Annotated in this window: 17 protein-coding genes; 6 read left to right on the top strand and 11 right to left on the bottom strand. The window is 70.5% G+C overall.

Annotated features, from left to right (window positions below; genetic code table 11):
* Positions 1–110 precede the first annotated feature (110 nt).
* From CIB93_RS01770 to CIB93_RS01785, 4 genes are all read left to right on the top strand, one after another.
* On the top strand, positions 111–1,151 hold the full coding sequence (locus CIB93_RS01770; RefSeq protein ID WP_096623279.1) for a metal ABC transporter substrate-binding protein: 1,041 nt from the start codon (positions 111–113) through the stop codon (positions 1,149–1,151).
* A gap of 83 nt (positions 1,152–1,234) precedes the next feature.
* Positions 1,235–2,017, top strand: coding sequence for a metal ABC transporter ATP-binding protein (locus CIB93_RS01775; protein WP_096623425.1), 783 nt, complete (start codon positions 1,235–1,237; stop codon positions 2,015–2,017).
* Positions 2,017–2,916, top strand: coding sequence for a metal ABC transporter permease (locus tag CIB93_RS01780; protein WP_096623281.1), 900 nt, complete (start codon positions 2,017–2,019; stop codon positions 2,914–2,916). Before CIB93_RS01775 ends, CIB93_RS01780 begins: the two co-directional genes overlap by 1 nt.
* Positions 2,917–3,029: 113 nt before the next feature.
* Positions 3,030–3,464 (top strand): Fur family transcriptional regulator, encoded by a 435-nt coding sequence (locus CIB93_RS01785; RefSeq protein ID WP_096623283.1) that lies wholly within the window; start codon positions 3,030–3,032, stop codon positions 3,462–3,464.
* A 56-nt stretch (positions 3,465–3,520) separates the two neighbouring features.
* Here CIB93_RS01785 and CIB93_RS01790 read toward each other — a convergent pair whose 3' ends face one another.
* The 4 genes from CIB93_RS01790 to leuA all read right to left on the bottom strand — a co-directional run bounded on the left by CIB93_RS01790 (position 3,521) and on the right by leuA (position 7,947).
* Positions 3,521–4,336 carry an isoprenyl transferase gene (locus CIB93_RS01790; RefSeq protein WP_096623285.1) on the bottom strand — a complete coding sequence of 272 codons (816 nt, stop codon included), beginning with the start codon at positions 4,334–4,336 and terminating at the stop codon, positions 3,521–3,523.
* 93 nt (positions 4,337–4,429) lie between these two features.
* The gene (recO, locus tag CIB93_RS01795; RefSeq protein WP_096623287.1) at positions 4,430–5,176 is read right to left on the bottom strand and encodes a DNA repair protein RecO; all 747 of its coding nucleotides are present in this window, start codon (positions 5,174–5,176) and stop codon (positions 4,430–4,432) included.
* Between the two features lie 78 nt (positions 5,177–5,254).
* A complete protein-coding gene (locus tag CIB93_RS01800; protein WP_096623289.1) occupies positions 5,255–5,959 on the bottom strand; it encodes a TerB family tellurite resistance protein in 705 nt (234 codons plus the stop codon).
* 203 nt (positions 5,960–6,162) lie between these two features.
* Positions 6,163–7,947, bottom strand: a complete 1,785-nt coding sequence (leuA, locus tag CIB93_RS01805) for a 2-isopropylmalate synthase (RefSeq protein ID WP_096623291.1) — start codon at positions 7,945–7,947, stop codon at positions 6,163–6,165.
* Between the two features lie 292 nt (positions 7,948–8,239).
* Here leuA and CIB93_RS01810 point away from each other — a divergent pair, with 292 nt between their 5' ends.
* Positions 8,240–9,316: a M4 family metallopeptidase gene (locus CIB93_RS01810; protein ID WP_096623293.1), complete on the top strand. Its 1,077-nt coding sequence runs from the start codon at positions 8,240–8,242 to the stop codon at positions 9,314–9,316.
* Positions 9,317–9,371: 55 nt separating this feature from the next.
* A complete protein-coding gene (locus CIB93_RS01815; protein ID WP_096623295.1) occupies positions 9,372–9,638 on the top strand; it encodes a protealysin inhibitor emfourin in 267 nt (88 codons plus the stop codon).
* A 168-nt stretch (positions 9,639–9,806) separates the two neighbouring features.
* Here CIB93_RS01815 and CIB93_RS01820 read toward each other — a convergent pair whose 3' ends face one another.
* From CIB93_RS01820 to CIB93_RS01850, 7 genes are all read right to left on the bottom strand, one after another.
* On the bottom strand, positions 9,807–10,841 hold the full coding sequence (locus CIB93_RS01820) for a GTPase Era (protein WP_179499920.1): 1,035 nt from the start codon (positions 10,839–10,841) through the stop codon (positions 9,807–9,809).
* A gap of 86 nt (positions 10,842–10,927) precedes the next feature.
* Entirely contained in the window at positions 10,928–11,290 is a 363-nt protein-coding gene (locus tag CIB93_RS01825; protein ID WP_096623297.1) for a cytidine deaminase, read from the bottom strand.
* A gap of 71 nt (positions 11,291–11,361) precedes the next feature.
* A complete protein-coding gene (locus CIB93_RS01830) occupies positions 11,362–11,718 on the bottom strand; it encodes an MmcQ/YjbR family DNA-binding protein (RefSeq protein WP_096623299.1) in 357 nt (118 codons plus the stop codon).
* Positions 11,715–13,019 carry a hemolysin family protein gene (locus CIB93_RS01835; RefSeq protein ID WP_096623301.1) on the bottom strand — a complete coding sequence of 435 codons (1,305 nt, stop codon included), beginning with the start codon at positions 13,017–13,019 and terminating at the stop codon, positions 11,715–11,717. Before CIB93_RS01835 ends, CIB93_RS01830 begins: the two co-directional genes overlap by 4 nt.
* Positions 13,016–13,513 carry an rRNA maturation RNase YbeY gene (gene ybeY / locus CIB93_RS01840; protein WP_096623303.1) on the bottom strand — a complete coding sequence of 166 codons (498 nt, stop codon included), beginning with the start codon at positions 13,511–13,513 and terminating at the stop codon, positions 13,016–13,018. The genes CIB93_RS01835 and ybeY overlap by 4 nt, the downstream gene beginning before the upstream one ends.
* Positions 13,514–13,525: 12 nt before the next feature.
* A complete protein-coding gene (locus CIB93_RS01845; protein ID WP_096623305.1) occupies positions 13,526–14,602 on the bottom strand; it encodes a PhoH family protein in 1,077 nt (358 codons plus the stop codon).
* Between the two features lie 161 nt (positions 14,603–14,763).
* Entirely contained in the window at positions 14,764–15,867 is a 1,104-nt protein-coding gene (locus CIB93_RS01850; RefSeq protein WP_096623307.1) for a carbohydrate kinase family protein, read from the bottom strand.
* Positions 15,868–15,954 lie beyond the last annotated feature (87 nt).

Consider the following 15,954-nt stretch of genomic DNA (forward strand, 5'->3'; position numbering starts at 1 on the left):
GATCAAATCGGTGGGGGCGCGCAGGACTCCGCCGCCTCCGCCATGTGATCTTCCGGGCATCTCATCTGCCTTGTTGACAATCGTTTCCACATTTGTTGAAAATGACTGTCATGAACGTACGTCGTCTGATACCCACCACCGCCGTCGCCGGAGCAGTCGTCCTCGGTCTGACCGCTCTCTCGGCCTGCTCCACCTCCGACGCGGCGGACGGGGGCAGCGGCGGCAGCGGTGACAAGCTGAAGGTGACGGCGTCCTTCTACCCGATGCAGTTCCTGGCCGAGCGGATCGGCGGCGAGCACGTCGCCGTCACCAGCCTCACCAAGCCGGGCGTCGAACCGCACGACCTGGAACTCACCCCGCGCCAGATCGGCTCCATCAGCGACTCCGACTATGTGCTGTACCTCAAGGGCATCCAGCCCGTCGTGGACGACGCGATCAAGCAGTCCGGTGTGAAGAACACCGTCGACGCCGCGACCCTCACCGCGCTGGAGGACCACGGAGCCGAGGTCGGCGGCCACGATCACGGCCACGAAGGCGAAGAAGAGCACGGCCACGAGGACGAGCACGGCCACGAAGAGGAAGCCCACGAGGAGCACTCCGAGGGCGACGGCCACAACCACGGCGAGGAGGGCGGCGACCCCCACGTCTGGCTGGACCCGGTGAAGTACGCCGAGGTCGCCAAGGGTGTCGGCAAGTCCCTGGAGAAGGCCGACCCCGACCACGCCGCCGACTACCAGAAGAACACCGAGGCCCTGGTCACCGAGCTGAACCAGCTGAACACGGCGTACGAGACCGGGCTGAAGAACACCGCCACCAAGACCTTCATCACCACCCACTCCGCCTTCGGCTACCTCGCCGAGCGCTACGGGCTCACCCAGCAGGGCATCGCGGGCATCGACCCCGAGGCCGAGCCGACCCCGGCCCGTATCCAGGAGCTCCACACCATCGCGGAGAAGGAGAAGGCCACCACGGTCTTCTTCGAGACGCTCGCCAGCGACAAGACCGCCAAGACCCTCGCGAAGGACACCGGGCTGAAGACCGACGTCCTGGACCCGCTGGAGGGAATCACGAAGAAGTCCAAGGGCGCTGACTACTTCGAGGTCATGCAGTCCAACCTGACCGCGCTGAAGAAGGCGCTCGGCGCGAAGTGACCCGCACCACCACCGGGCCCGGCACCACCACCGGGCCCCACACCCCCATCAGGACCCGCACCACCACCGGATCGGAGGCACTCATGGCAGAGGGTGAGAGCACCACCCGCGAGGCCGTCCTGAGCCTGCGCGGCGCCACGGCCACCCTCGGCGCGCGCCCCGTCCTTCGCGGGGTGGACGTCACCGTGCGCCGGGGCGAGGTCGTCGCGCTCCTCGGGGCCAACGGGTCCGGCAAGTCCACCGCCGTACGGTCCGCGATCGGCCAGGTCCCGCTGACCGGCGGCACCGTCGAGCTGTTCGGCACGGAGCTGCGCCGATTCCGCCACTGGGGCCGGGTCGGCTACGTCCCGCAGCGCACCACGGCCGCGGGCGGGGTGCCCGCCACGATCCGTGAGGTCGTCGCCTCCGGGCGGCTCGCCCGTACGAAGCTGCGGTGGCCGGGGAAGGCGGACCGGGCGGCCGTCGACCGGGCCATCGAGCTGGTGGGCCTGGCCGACCGCGCCAAGGACTCCGTGAGCGCCCTCTCCGGCGGCCAGCACCAGCGGGTCCTGATCGCCCGTGCCCTGGCCGCCGAGCCGGAGCTGCTGATCATGGACGAGCCGATGGCCGGGGTGGACCTGGCCAGCCAGGCGATCCTCGCCTCGACTCTGCGCGAGCAGGTGGCGCTGGGCACCTCCGTGCTGCTGGTGCTGCACGAGCTGGGCCCGCTGGAGCCCCTCATCGACCGGGCCGTCGTCCTGCGCGACGGCTGCGTCACGCATGACGGCCCGCCCCCCGAGGCACTCGGCCAGCACGCCCTGCCCGGCCACGACCACGTACACCCCCATGCGGCCGCCGAGCCGGTCCGGACGGGACTGCTGACCTGATGATGCTGGAATTCCTGAACCCTCCCTTCATGCAGCGGGCGCTCATCGCGGCCGTCCTGGTCGGCATCACCGCGCCCGCCATCGGCATCTACCTGGTGCAGCGCCGGCAGGCCCTGATGGGCGACGGCATCGGGCACATCGCGATGACCGGGGTCGGCCTCGGCTTCCTGCTCTCCACCAGCCCCGTGTGGATGGCCACCGCCGTCGCCGTGGCCGGTGCGGTCGTCATGGAGCTGATCCGCTGGTACGGACACACGCGCGGCGATCTCGCCCTGGCGATGCTGTTCTACGGCGGTATGGCGGGCGGCGTGATGCTGATCAACCTGTCCGACACGGGCTCCAACGCCAACCTGACCTCATACCTCTTCGGATCGCTCTCCACGGTCTCCGACGAGGACGTCATCGCGATCTGCGCGCTGGCCGCCTTCGTGGTGCTGGTCACCGTGGGGCTGCGGCGGCAGCTGTTCGCCGTCAGCCAGGACGAGGAGTTCGCCCGGGTGACCGGGCTGCCGGTGCGGGTGCTGAACCTGCTGGTCGCGGTCGTGGCCGCGGTGACCGTGACCGTCGCGATGCGGGTCGTCGGGCTGCTGCTGGTCAGCGCGCTGATGGTGGTGCCGGTGGCGGCCGCCCAGCAGATCACCAAGTCCTTCAAGGTGACCTTCGTGCTTTCCGTGGCGATCGGCACGGCGGTGACCCTGACCGGCACCGTGACCTCGTACTACCAGGACGTTCCGCCGGGCGCGACCATCGTGCTGCTGGCCATCGCGGTATTCGTCGCGCTGACCGCGCTCGCCGCTCCGCTCGCGAAACACCGGGCCCGGGCGAGCGCGGCGAGGGAGGCAGAGTGCACCCTGGAGGTACCGGCCGCCCGCCGGGGCACGGACGACGTGCACGTGTGACGACGTCCCACCGTGCACGTGTGACGGCGTCACACCGTACGTGTGCGCCTGAGGCACCCGGGCGGGCTGGCACAATGGCCCGACACATGTACGGGCGACACGAGGAGGCACCTGTGGCCACGGCGCCGATCAGTGGCACGAACGCAGCGCCGGTACGCGGCCGGTCCACCCGGCAGCGGGCGGCGGTGGCGGCGGCGCTCGACGAGGTCGACGAGTTCCGCAGCGCCCAGGAGCTGCACGACGTCCTCAAGCACCGCGGCGACTCCGTGGGCCTGACCACGGTCTACCGGACCCTTCAGTCCCTCGCCGACGCGGGCGAGGTCGATGTGCTGCGCACCACCGAGGGCGAGGCCGTCTACCGGCGCTGCTCGACCGGTGACCACCACCATCACCTGGTCTGCCGGCTCTGCGGCAAGGCGGTGGAGGTCGAGGGCCCGGCCGTCGAGCAGTGGGCCGAGACGATCGCCGCCCAGCACGGCTATGTCAACGTCGCGCACACTGTCGAGATCTTCGGGACGTGTGCGGAGTGCGCCGAGAAGAAGGCGTAGGAGACATCAGGAAGGGGCGGGCCCGGTATGCGTACCGGGCCCGCCCCTTTGCGTGATCACTTGGCGGCTTCCGCCTCCACCGCACCGCCGAAGCGGCGGTCGCGCTGGGCGTACTCCAGGCAGGCCCGCCACAGGTCCCGACGGTCGAAATCCGGCCACAGAACGTCCTGGAAGACCATCTCGGCGTACGCGCTCTGCCAGATCAGGTAGTTCGAGGTGCGCTGCTCGCCGCTGGGACGCACGAAGAGGTCCACGTCCGGCATGTCCGGGTAGTAAATGTACTTCTGGAACGTCTTCTCGTTGACCTTCGACGGGTCGAGCTTCCCGGCCGCCACGTCCTGCGCGATGCGCTGCGCGGCGTCCGCGATCTCGGCGCGGCCGCCGTAGTTGACGCAGAAGTACAGCGTCATCGCGTCGTTGTCCTTGGTCTGCTCCTGGGCGACCTGGAGCTCCTGGACAACGGACTTCCACAGCTTGGGCATGCGGCCCACCCAGCGGATGCGGATGCCGAGCTCGTCCATCTCGTCACGGCGGCGGCGGATCACGTCGCGGTTGAAGTTCATCAGGAACTTCACCTCGTCCGGCGAGCGCTTCCAGTTCTCCGTGGAGAAGGCGTACAGCGAGAGGTTCTTCACGCCCATCTCGATACAGCCCTTGAGAACGTCCATGACCACGCCCTCACCGACCTTGTGGCCCTCGGTGCGCGGCAGACCCCGCTCCTTGGCCCAGCGGCCGTTGCCGTCCATCACGACGGCGACGTGCTCGGGCACCAGCTCGCGGGGGATCTTCGGGGGCGTCGCGCCCGAAAGGTGCGGCTCGGGGGTCTTGTACGTGCGCCGGTTACGGCCGCCGAGGATCCCGCGTACTGCCATGAGCTTCTCAGTCTCCCTGTGTCACTTGGACCCACCGGCAATTGAGGGGGTGGGTCCTGTCCACGCACCGCGTCGTCTGTCCGACGCACCACGTCACTTCTCCACGTACCGCAGCGAGCGCAGTCCGCGCTCCAGATGCCAGTGCAGATAGGCGGACACCAGCCCGCTCCCCTCCCTGACATGACGCGCCTCGCACGCGTCCGCCGTCGCCCAGTCGCCGCTGAGCAGCGCGCTCAGCAGGCCCAGGGCCTGTGCCGAGGGTACGACGCTGCCGGGGACCCGGCAGTCACCGCATATGACGCCCCCCGCCGCGACGGAGAAGAACCGGTTCGGACCGGGCATTCCGCACTTGGCGCAGTCCTCGAAGCTGGGCGCGTACCCGTTGACCGCGAGCGAGCGCAGCAGGAACGCGTCCAGGATGAGGTGGGGGGCGTGCTCGCCCCGGGCGAGGGTCCGCAGGCCGCCGACGAGCAGCAGATACTGCTGGATCGCCGGCTCCCCCTCGTGGTCGGTGAACCGCTCGGCGGTCTCCAGCATCGCGGTGCCCGCGGTGTAGCGGGCGTAGTCGGCGACGATGCCGCCGCCGTACGGGGCGATCGTCTCGCTCTGGGTGCAGAGCGGCAGCCCGCGGCCGACGAGCTCGCTGCCGCGCGCGAAGAACTGCACGTCGACGTGGGAGAAGGGCTCAAGGCGGGCGCCGAACTTGGACTTGGTGCGGCGCACCCCCCGGGCGACGGCGCGGACCCGGCCGTGGCCGCGGGTCAGGATCGTGATGATCCGGTCGGCCTCGCCCAGTTTCTGCGTACGCAGCACGATGCCGTCGTCCCGGAACAAGCTCATGGGCCCATTGTCGCCCACCGGGGGCCGGCGGCGGAGGCCCCTGGGCCGTTCTCCCGGTCCACGAGGGGTGTACGGGGGCTATGAGGGCGTGCGGGCGGCCGCGGCCAGCAGGCGGGCGGTGTCGTCGGCGGGGAGCTGGAGGGCGCGGCCGACCGTGGTCAGCACCTGGCGTTCGGCGGCGCAGTAGGGGCCGTCGGCGAGCGCGATCCGGGCCCCCTGGAGGAGTACGGACTCGCGGCCCGCGGTGGCCAGATGCGGGGCCAGCGGGGCCAGCACCTCGTGCAGCTCGATGGCGAGGGTCGGGCCGCACGCCTCGGCCGCCGGGTCGGCCCCGGAGCCGTGGCCGGTGTCGGCGGCCAGCACCTCCACCACGGTGTACAGCTGCTCCTGGGTGCAGTCGTCGAGCCCGGCGTCGCGCACGGTGGAGACCGCGGCCTCCAGGACCGTACGGGAGGTGGTGCCGCCGGCGGCGAGGACGGCCAGCGTGACCGTGTGGACGGCCTCGCGGAGCATCGCGGAGAACCGGGTGGTGGTGGGGTGGTCCAGCGCCTGGGGGGCGTGGTGGGCGCGGCAGGCGGCGCACTCGACGACGGGCCCGGTCTCGCCGCGGCGGAGCAGCGGGACGCCGAGGACGGTGAGGCGGCGGTGGCCGGTGAGCCGGCGGTAGTTGCGGTCTCCCCCGCAGCCGGGGCAGAAGAAGGAGCCGTCGCCGACGGTGTTCCAGACGGTGCGAACGCCGCAGAGGACCGGCCTCAGAGCGCGTTGTCCTTTGACTGATCGCACGTCGCACACCTCCGTGACGCTCCGGCAACACTGCCGTGGGTTGGACGTGATGTTAGCCACATCCGTGATGTGGCGTCAGCCTCTCGGACGTCACAACCCTCGGACATGGCCGAACCCCGACCGCCCGGAGAGGGCGATCGGGGCTCGGCAATGCGGCCGTACAGGGTCGAACCGGACGTCCGTACGAGGAGGTCCTCAGCCGGTCAGCGGGCCGCGCGGTTGACCGCGGAGACGACGGCCTTGAGCGAGGCGCGGGTGGTGTTGGCGTCGATGCCGATGCCCCACAGGACCTTGCCGTCGATCGCGCACTCGATGTACGAGGCGGCCTGGGCACTGGCGCCCTCGCTCATCGTGTGCTCGGTGTAGTCCAGCAGCCGGGCGTCGATGCCGATGGCCTGCAGCGCTTCGAAGAACGCGGAGATCGGGCCGTTGCCGGAGCCCGTCAGGACGGTGTCGGAGCCGTCCACGACCGCCTCGACGGTCAGGGTGTCGGTGCCGTCGGTGTCGGAGGTGGTCTGGCCGGAGCGCAGCTGGATGCGTCCCCAGCGGGCCTCGGCGTCGTCCGGGTTGGGCAGGTACTCGTCCTGGAAGGTGGTCCAGATCTGGGCCGGGGTGACTTCGCCGCCCTCGGCGTCGGTCTTGGCCTGAATGATCCGGGAGAACTCGATCTGCATCCGGCGCGGCAGGTCCAGCTTGTGGTCGTTCTTCAGGACGTACGCGATGCCGCCCTTGCCGGACTGCGAGTTGACGCGGATGACGGCCTCGTAGGAGCGACCGACGTCCTTCGGGTCGATCGGCAGATACGGCACGGCCCACTCGATCTCGTCGACCGTCCTGCCCTGGGCGGCCGCGTCGGCCTCCATGGCGTCGAAGCCCTTCTTGATGGCGTCCTGGTGGGAGCCGGAGAAGGCCGTGTAGACCAGATCGCCCGCGTAGGGGTGGCGCGGGTGGATCTCCATCTGGTTGCAGTACTCGCTGGTGCGGCGGATCTCGTCGATCTGCGAGAAGTCGATCTGCGGGTCCACTCCCTGGCTGAACAGGTTCATGCCCAGGGTGACCAGGTCGACGTTGCCGGTGCGCTCGCCCTGCCCGAACAGGCAGCCCTCGATGCGGTCGGCACCCGCCATGATGGCCAGCTCGGCGGCGGCGACGGCGGTGCCCCGGTCGTTGTGCGGGTGGACCGAGAGGCATACGTGCTCGCGGCGGGTCAGGTGGCGGGACATCCACTCGAAGCGGTCCGCGTGGGTGGAGGGCGTCGAACGCTCCACGGTGGCGGGCAGGTTGAGGATGATCTCGCGCCCCTCCTCCGGCTGCCACACGTCGCAGACGGCCTCACAGACCTCCAGGGCGAAGTCCAGCTCGGTGTCGGTGAAGATCTCCGGGCTGTACTGGTAGCCGAAGACCGTCTCGGGGCCCAGGATCTTCTCGGCGTACTCCATGACCAGCCGGGTGCCGTCCACCGCGATCTGCTTGACCTGCTCCTTCGAACCCCGGAAGACGACCCGGCGGAACGTGGGGGCGGTGGCGTTGTACAGGTGCACGGTGGCGCGGCGGGCGCCCACCAGCGACTCGACGGTCCGCTCGATCAGCTCCTCGCGGGCCTGCGTCAGGACGGAGATCGTCACGTCCTCGGGGATCGCGCCCTCTTCGATGATGGAGCGGACGAAGTTGAAGTCGGTCTCGCCGGAGGACGGGAAGCCGACCTCGATCTCCTTGTAGCCCATCTTGACCAGCAGGTCGAACATCTCGCGCTTGCGGGCCGGGGACATCGGGTCGATCAGCGCCTGGTTGCCGTCGCGCAGATCGGTGGACAGCCAGCGGGGCGCCACGGTGATCCGGTTGTCGGGCCAGGTGCGGTCGGGGATGTCGACGGCCTCGTATCGGCCGTACTTGTGGACCGGCATCCCGGAAGGCTTCTGCAGCTGCGTCGCGTTGGTGATCGGCGTGGGGCGGCCGACAGCGTTACCGGCGGGATTCACGGTGGTCATGACGTAGGGCTCCTCGGGGTCCGACAAGGGGTCGGCCGACTGTGTCGCTGCACACCAGACTCCGCGGGGAGGGGGTCGGCCTACGACTACAGGCCCTCGCCGCGGCAGCTAAGGAGAAGCAGCCCGAAACGCATGATGCGACGAGCGTAACCGAGTGTGGCCCGTGGTGTCGGTGCGTATCAGTATGCGGGACCGGCCGCCGATGACGGGTAAACAGTGACTCATCACTCCATTTCGTCAATCGTCGTCGCAACCAGTGACAGCGTGGTGACGTAGTGCCACAGTCGTAGGCATGCACCTTCGAACCGACGGCGAGCTCCACCCCGTCTTCTGCACCATCGTTCCGCCCCACGTCCTCGACCACCTGGCCCGGTCCGCCGACGCCCGGCTCGCGGAGCCGGCCCGCCGAACTCTGGAGGCCGACGGCCTGCGCCGCGACCGCCGCCGGACGACGGCGCTGGCCGCCGCCCCCGCCGCCCCGAGCGCGGGCGCCGTCCCGACCAGGCCGCACCGCACGGTGTACGACTGCGAGAACCGCACCGCACTGCCGGGCGTCACGGTCCGCGACGAGGGCGACAAGCCCACCTCCGACGCCAGCGTCAACCGCGCGTACGCCGGGCTCGGCGCCACTTTCGAGCTGCTGCTCTCCGCATACGGCCGCAGCTCCATCGACGGCAAGGGCCTGCCGCTGATCGGCTCCGTGCACTACGGCCAGGAGTACAACAACGCGTTCTTCGACGGCGAGCAGATGGTCTTCGGGGACGGCGACGGCGAGATCTTCCTCGACTTCACCGTCGCGGTCGACGTGATCGCCCACGAACTGGCCCACGGACTCACGCAGTACACCGCCAACCTGCGCTACGAGGGCCAGTCCGGCGCGCTCAACGAGTCCGTGTCCGACGTCGTCGGCGCGCTGGTCAAGCAGTACTCGCTGGGCCAGAGCGCGGAACAGGCCGACTGGCTCATCGGGGCGGGGCTGCTCGCGCCCCGGGTGAGCGGCGTCGCACTGCGCTCGATGAAGGCCCCGGGCACGGCCTACGACGACGACCTCCTCGGCAAGGACCCGCAGCCGGGATCCATGGAGGACTACATCGAGACGGACCGGGACAACGGCGGCGTCCACCTGAACTCCGGCATCCCCAACCGCGCCTTCTACCTCCTGGCCACCGCCCTCGGCGGCAACTCCTGGGAGCGCGCCGGACAGATCTGGTTCGACGTGCTGACCGGCGGCGAGCTGACGGCCACCGCGGACTTCGCGGAGTTCGCCCGGCTGACGGTCGCGGCGGCGGGGAGTCGCTTCGGCGAGGGCGACGAGCGGGAGGCGGTCCTCAAGGCCTGGTCGGAGGTGGGCGTCCCGACCCGGGCCTGAGGAGCGCCGCGAGGCGGTCTTGAGCGTTCACCCGGCCCCGGCTAGACAGGACCCCATGCGTATTCAGGTCACCCGGACCGGCGGCTTCGCCGGCATCGCCCGCCGCCGCGAGGTCGACACGGAGGGCCGGGCGGACGCGGCGGAGTGGGAGTCGCTGGCCGAGGAGGCGCTCGCCGACGCCCCGGACGCGCCGCCGCCCGGGGTGCCGGACGGATTCCGGTACGAGATCACGGCCGGTGACCGCACCGTGTACTGCGCTGACCCCGATCTGACCGGGGCGCAGCGCACGCTGATCTCACGCGTCCTGAAGGAGGGCGCGTGAGATCGGCACCCGTGCCGTACGAGAGCGGGAACCCGAGCTCGCGCGGCTGCTTCGGGGCCGTTCCCGGGGCCGCACTCGCGCCCTTCGGCCCCGGGGAGTCTCAGCGGCTCCGCACGGCCGCGGCGTCCTCCGAGCCCCGTGGCGTTGAGCCACCGGTCCAGGGCCGGCTCAGAACCCGAGCTTGCGCAGCTGCTTGGGGTCCCGCTGCCAGTCCTTGGCGACCTTCACATGCAGGTCCAGGAAGACGGGTGTGCCGAGCAGCGCCTCGATGTGCTTGCGCGACTTGGTGCCGACGTCCTTCAGACGCTTGCCCTTCGGGCCGATGATGATGCCCTTCTGGCTGGGCCGCTCGATGTAGACGTTGGCGTGGATGTCCAGCAGCGGCTTGTCCGCCGGCCGGTCCTCGCGCGGCAGCATCTCCTCGACGACGACCGCGATGGAGTGCGGCAGCTCGTCGCGTACGCCTTCCAGCGCGGCCTCGCGGATCAGCTCCGCGACCATGACCATCTCCGGCTCGTCGGTGAGGTCACCCTCCGGGTAGAGCGGCGGGCCCTCGGGAAGCAGCGGGGCGATGAGGTCGGCGAGCAGGGCCACCTGGCCCGCCCCTCGCCCGTCATCACCCTTGCCCTCGCCCGAGGCAGCGCGTCCGGCCCCCTGCTCCTCCTTGACCGCCGAGACCGGAATGATCTCGGTCCACTCGAAGCCCAGCTCCTCGGCGAGCGCGGAGACGGCGAGGAGCTGTTCGGCCAGCGCCTTGGACTCGACCAGGTCGGTCTTGGTGATGATGGCGATCTTGGGGGTCTTCTTGATCCCCGCGAGCTCCTTGACGATGTACTTGTCGCCGGGGCCGAGCTTCTGGTCGGCGGGCAGGCAGAAGCCGATCACGTCGACCTCGGCCCAGGTGGTCCGTACGACGTCGTTGAGCCGCTCGCCCAGCAGCGTGCGCGGCTTGTGGAGGCCGGGGGTGTCGACCAGGATCAGCTGCGCGTCGTCACGGTGCACGATGCCGCGCACCGTGTGCCGGGTGGTCTGGGGGCGGTTGGAGGTGATCGCCACCTTCTGACCGACGAGAGCGTTCGTGAGGGTGGACTTGCCCGCGTTGGGACGGCCCACGAAGCAGGCGAAACCGGCCCGGTGGGGGGAGGTGTTCTCCGCCTGCGGGGCAGCGGCTTCTTGGTTCGGTCGAGCGCTCATGGCGACCATTCTCCCCGATCGCGGCGGCGCTCCGGCACAGTGGGCCCGCGGGGGCGCGCCGGAGCACCGGGCGCGCCCGCCCCGAACCTCCTGTCTCAGCCCGCCGAGACCCGCAGCCGCAGGGTGCCGTCCGGGCCCGCGAGCAGCACCGGGGTCTCCGGTCCGCCCAGGTCGCGCACCGCGGCCCGGTCGTCGTCGGAGGGCGTCTCGGCGGCGGAGACGACCGCCGCGGCCTCCAGGGAGGTGGCGCCGCTGGCGACCGCCATGGCGACGGCGGTCTGCAAGGCGCTGAGCTTCAGCGAGTCGAGCGCCACCGTGCCCGCCACGTACGTACGCCCCGTCTCGTCCCGTACGGCGGCGCCCTCGGGCACTCCGTTGCGGGCCCGGGCGCTGCGCGCCAGTGTGACGATCTTGCGGTCCTCGGCGTCGAGGTCGGTGGTGCCGGTGGTGTCGGTCATGGCACGAGCATACGAAGGGCCCGGCGGGCCGGGCGCCCTCACCCCTGATCAGGGACCGCTTCTCCGGGGCGCTACGGGCGGTCCAGCCGCAGCCGGTCCGCCTTCGGGAGTCCGGCGACCACCAGGTCGTAGGAGTCCTCGATCATTTCGCGCAGCAGCTTGTCCGGGACTCCGGAGACGGTGACCGTGTTCCAGTGGCGCTTGTTCATGTGCCAGCCGGGCGTGACGGCCGCCGGATGCACCCCGCGCAGCCGGATCGCCTCGTCCGGGTCGCATTTGAGGTTGACCGTCAGCGGGCGCGCGTCGAGCGCGGTGAGGGCGAACATCTTGCCGAGGACCTTGAAGACCGAGGTCTCGGGTCCGAACGGGAACTCCTCCACACTCGCGTTGAACTCCAGGCAGAAGGCCCGTAGCCGCTCCGGCGTCATCCCGTCTCCCTCTCCTCGCCCTCGGGGCCCTTCTCCTGCGGCTCCACCAGCACCGTGACGATCTTGTTCCGGCGGCCGGCCGTGGACTCGGCGGTCAGCCGGAGCCCGCGGCCGTCGGGGAGGTCGACGACGGCCGACGCACCGGCGATCGGGACCCGGCCGAGCGCCTTGGCGAGCAGTCCGCCGACGGTCTCCACGTCCTCGTCGTCGTACTCGTCGAGCCCGAAGAGGTCGCCGAGGTCGCCGATGTCGAGGCGCGCGGTCACCCGGTAGCAGCCGTTCGCCAGCTCCTGGACGGGCGGCAGCTCGCGGTCGTACTCGTCGGTGATCTCGCCGACGATCTCCTCCAGGATGTCCTCGATCGTGACGATGCCCGCCGTGCCGCCGTACTCGTCGATGACGACGGCGACATGGCTGCGGTCCCGCTGCATCTCGCGCAGCAGGTTCCCGGCGTTCTTGGTGTCGGGGACGAAGGCGGCGGGGCGCATCGCGGTGGAGACCGGATCGGCCTCGGACTCGCGGTTGATGTGCGTCTTGCGGACCAGGTCCTTCAGATAGACGATGCCGACGATGTCGTCCTCGTTCTCGCCGGTGACCGGTATCCGGGAGAAGCCGGAGCGCAGGGCGAGGGTGAGGGCCTGACGGATCGTCTTGTAGCGCTCGATGGAGACCAGGTCGGTGCGCGGCACCATGACCTCGCGGACCAGGGTGTCACCCAGCTCGAAGACGGAGTGCACCATGCGGCGCTCGTCGTCCTCGATCAGCGACTCCGCCTCGGCGAGGTCGACCATGGCGCGCAACTCGGCCTCGCTGGCGAAAGGTCCCTTGCGGAATCCCTTGCCCGGGGTCAGGGCGTTGCCGACGAGGATCAGCAGCTGCGGGATCGGCCCCATGATCCGGGCCAGCGGCAGCAGGACGTACGCCGAGGCCGTGGCCGTGTTCAGCGGGTGCTGGCGGCCGATGGTGCGCGGGGAGACGCCGATGGCGACGTAACTGACGAGGACCATCACGCCCATCGCGACGGCCAGTGCCTCCCAGGTCTCCGGGAACTCCTGAAGGCAGACGTACGTCACCAGCACCCCGGCAGACATCTCGCAGGCGACCCGCACCAGCAGGGCGACGTTGAGATAGCGGGTCGGGTCGGCGGCGATCTGCGCCAGCCTGGCGCTGCCGCGCCGACCGGCCCGGACCGCCTCCGCCGCCCGGAAGCTGGAGGTGCGGGCGATGCCCGCCTCGGCGCAGGCGGCCAGCCAGCCGACCATCACCAGCAGCACGGCACCGGTGATCAGGGGCGCGCTCACGAGACGGTGGGGGCCGGGGACGCGCCGGTGAGCCCCTGCTCCCCGCGCCAGCCGTCCACGATCGCGGCCTGGAGACCGAACATCTCGGCCTTCTCGTCGGGCTCCTCGTGGTCGTACCCCAGCAGGTGCAGCACTCCGTGGACGGTCAGAAGCTGGAGCTCCTCGTCCATGGAGTGCTGGGTCGGCGCCTCCTCACCCTGCTTCTTCGCGACCTCCGGGCAGAGCACGATGTCACCGAGGAGCCCCTGCGGGGGCTCTTCGTCGTTCTTCGCCGGCGGACGCAGCTCGTCCATCGGGAAGGACATGACATCGGTCGGACCCGGGAGGTCCATCCACTGGATGTGCAGCTGCTCCATGGCGTCGCTGTCCACCACGATCACCGAGAGCTCGGACAGCGGGTGAATCCGCATCCGGGCCAGTGCGTAGCGGGCGATGTCGAGGATCGCCTGCTCGTCGACCTCGGTTCCGGACTCGTTGTTGACGTCGATCGACATGGTGCGCTGCGACTACTTCCCTTTTCGGCGGTCACGGCGGCCGTCGGCCCGGCCCTCTGCCCGGCCGTCCGACTCACCGTCCCGTTGACCGTTTCGGCTGTCGTACTTCTCGTACGCGTCGACGATACGGCCGACGAGCCTGTGCCTGACGACATCCTGGGAGGTGAGCCGGGAGAAGTGCACGTCGTCCAGGCCCTCCAGGATCTCCTGGACCTGCCGCAGCCCGCTCTTGGTACCGCTCGGCAGGTCGACCTGGGTGATGTCACCGGTGATGACGATCTTGGAGTCGAAGCCGAGACGGGTGAGGAACATCTTCATCTGCTCGGCGCTGGTGTTCTGCGCCTCGTCGAGGATGATGAAGGCGTCATTGAGGGTGCGGCCCCTCATGTACGCCAGCGGCGCCACCTCGATCGTGCCCGCCGCCATCAGCCGCGGGATCGAGTCGGGGTCGAGCATGTCGTGCAGGGCGTCGTAGAGGGGGCGCAGATACGGGTCGATCTTGTCGAACAGGGTGCCCGGCAGGAAGCCGAGCCGCTCCCCCGCCTCGACGGCGGGGCGGGTCAGGATGATGCGGCTGACCTGCTTGGACTGGAGTGCCTGGACCGCCTTGGCCATGGCGAGGTAGGTCTTGCCCGTACCGGCGGGGCCGATACCGAAGACGATCGTGTGCTGGTCGATCGCGTCGACGTACCGCTTCTGGTTGAGCGTCTTGGGGCGGATGGTGCGGCCGCGGTTGGAGAGGATGTTCTGTGTGAGCACCTCGGCGGGCGTCTCGCCCTGGGGCTCTCCCTGTCCGTTGCCGGCCGCCCTGAGCATGGCGATCGACCGTTCCACTGCGTCCTCCGTCATCGGCGCTCCGGTGCGGAGCACGAGCATCATCTCGTCGAACAGGCGCTGGATGAGAGCGACATCGGCCGCCTCGCCCGTGGCACTGATCTCATTGCCCCGGACATGGATGTCGGCCGCCGGGAAGGCCTCTTCGATCACGCGCAACAGCGAGTCACCCGATCCGAGGAGCATCACCATGGGGTGTGCGGCCGGGATCCTGATCTGGGCACGCGCCTGCGGCTGTGTGGGTGTCTGAGTCATGGGCCGGCCCTCGGGCCTGCGCATACCTCCCGTTGCAGGGTTCTCGCTGCTCGACAACCTCTGGATTCCCAAGCCTACGACCTGCCGCTGACAACGCAGAGTGGTTTTACCGGCCGTGTGTGCGACACGGCCCGCGCCCGTTCACTGCCGGAAGTGCCCGCTCACTGGCGGAAGCCGATCGTGGGCACCGCGCGCCGCAGGGGCCAGGCGCGGGCCGTGGTGGGCAGCAGGTCGTCCAGGAAGGCGTAGCGCTCCAGGGCGGCGGGGTCCTGGTCGTCGCAGGTGCGGATCTGCTGCCACCAGGCGGCGACCTCCGCCCAGCCGGGTGCGGAGAGCGAGCCGCCGAACTCCTGGACGGAGAGGGCGGCGGTGAGTCCGGCGAAGGCGAGCCGGTCGGCGAGCGGCCAGTCGGCGAGGGTGCCGGTGACGAACCCGGCGACGAAGACGTCCCCGGCGCCGGTGGGGTCGAGCGCCTCCACCTCGATGGCGGGCACCTGGGCGCTGACGCCGGTGCGCCCGTCGACGGCGTACGCGCCCTCGGCGCCCAGGGTGACCACGGCGAGCGGGACGCGTCCGGCGAGCGCGTGGGCGGCGGCGAGCGGGCAGTCGGTGCGGGTGTAGCGCATCGCCTCCTCGGCGTTGGGCAGGAACGCCTCGCAGTGCGCCAGGTCGGGCAGGGCCTCCAGATCCCAGCGGCCGGTCTCGTCCCAGCCGACGTCGGCGAAGACCCGGGCCCCGGCCTGGGCGGCGGTGGCGACCCAGGGCTCGCTCCGGCCCGGGGCGAGCGAGGCGATCGCGGCGCGGGCGCGCGGCGGGCACTGCGGGAAGGCCGGGCCGGGCGCCCCGGTTCCGGTGGGCGGCGGAGCCTCGTGGCCGTGCGAGACCATCGTGCGCTCACCCTCGTACGCCATGGAGACGGTGACCGGGGAGTGCCAGCCGGGGACGGTGTGCGACATCGACAGGTCGATGCCCTCGCCCTGTTCGAGGGCGTCCCAGCAGTATTCGCCGTAGTGGTCGTCGCCGAAGGCGGCGGCGAGCGAGGTACGCAGGCCGAGCCGGGCGAGCGCGGTGGCCATGTTGGCGACGCCTCCGGGGCTGGAGCCCATGCCCCGCGCCCAGGACTCGGTGCCGCGCACGGGGGCGCTGTCCAGGCCGGTGAAGATGATGTCGAGGAAGACCGGGCCTGTCAGGAAGACGTCGCAGAAGGGGTCCCGGGGGGCGCGCAGCGCCAGCAGCGGGTCGATGCCCGGAGTGTCTGTGCTCACCGTGCGCTCCCGGTCGTGCGGCGGATCTCGGGGGGATCCGGACAGTGTGAGGTGCGGCCAGTCTGCCCGATCGGGCGCCGCGAACGG

Origin of the sequence: Streptomyces sp. WZ.A104 (assembly GCF_002382885.1) — a bacterium.
GTDB lineage: Bacteria > Actinomycetota > Actinomycetes > Streptomycetales > Streptomycetaceae > Streptomyces.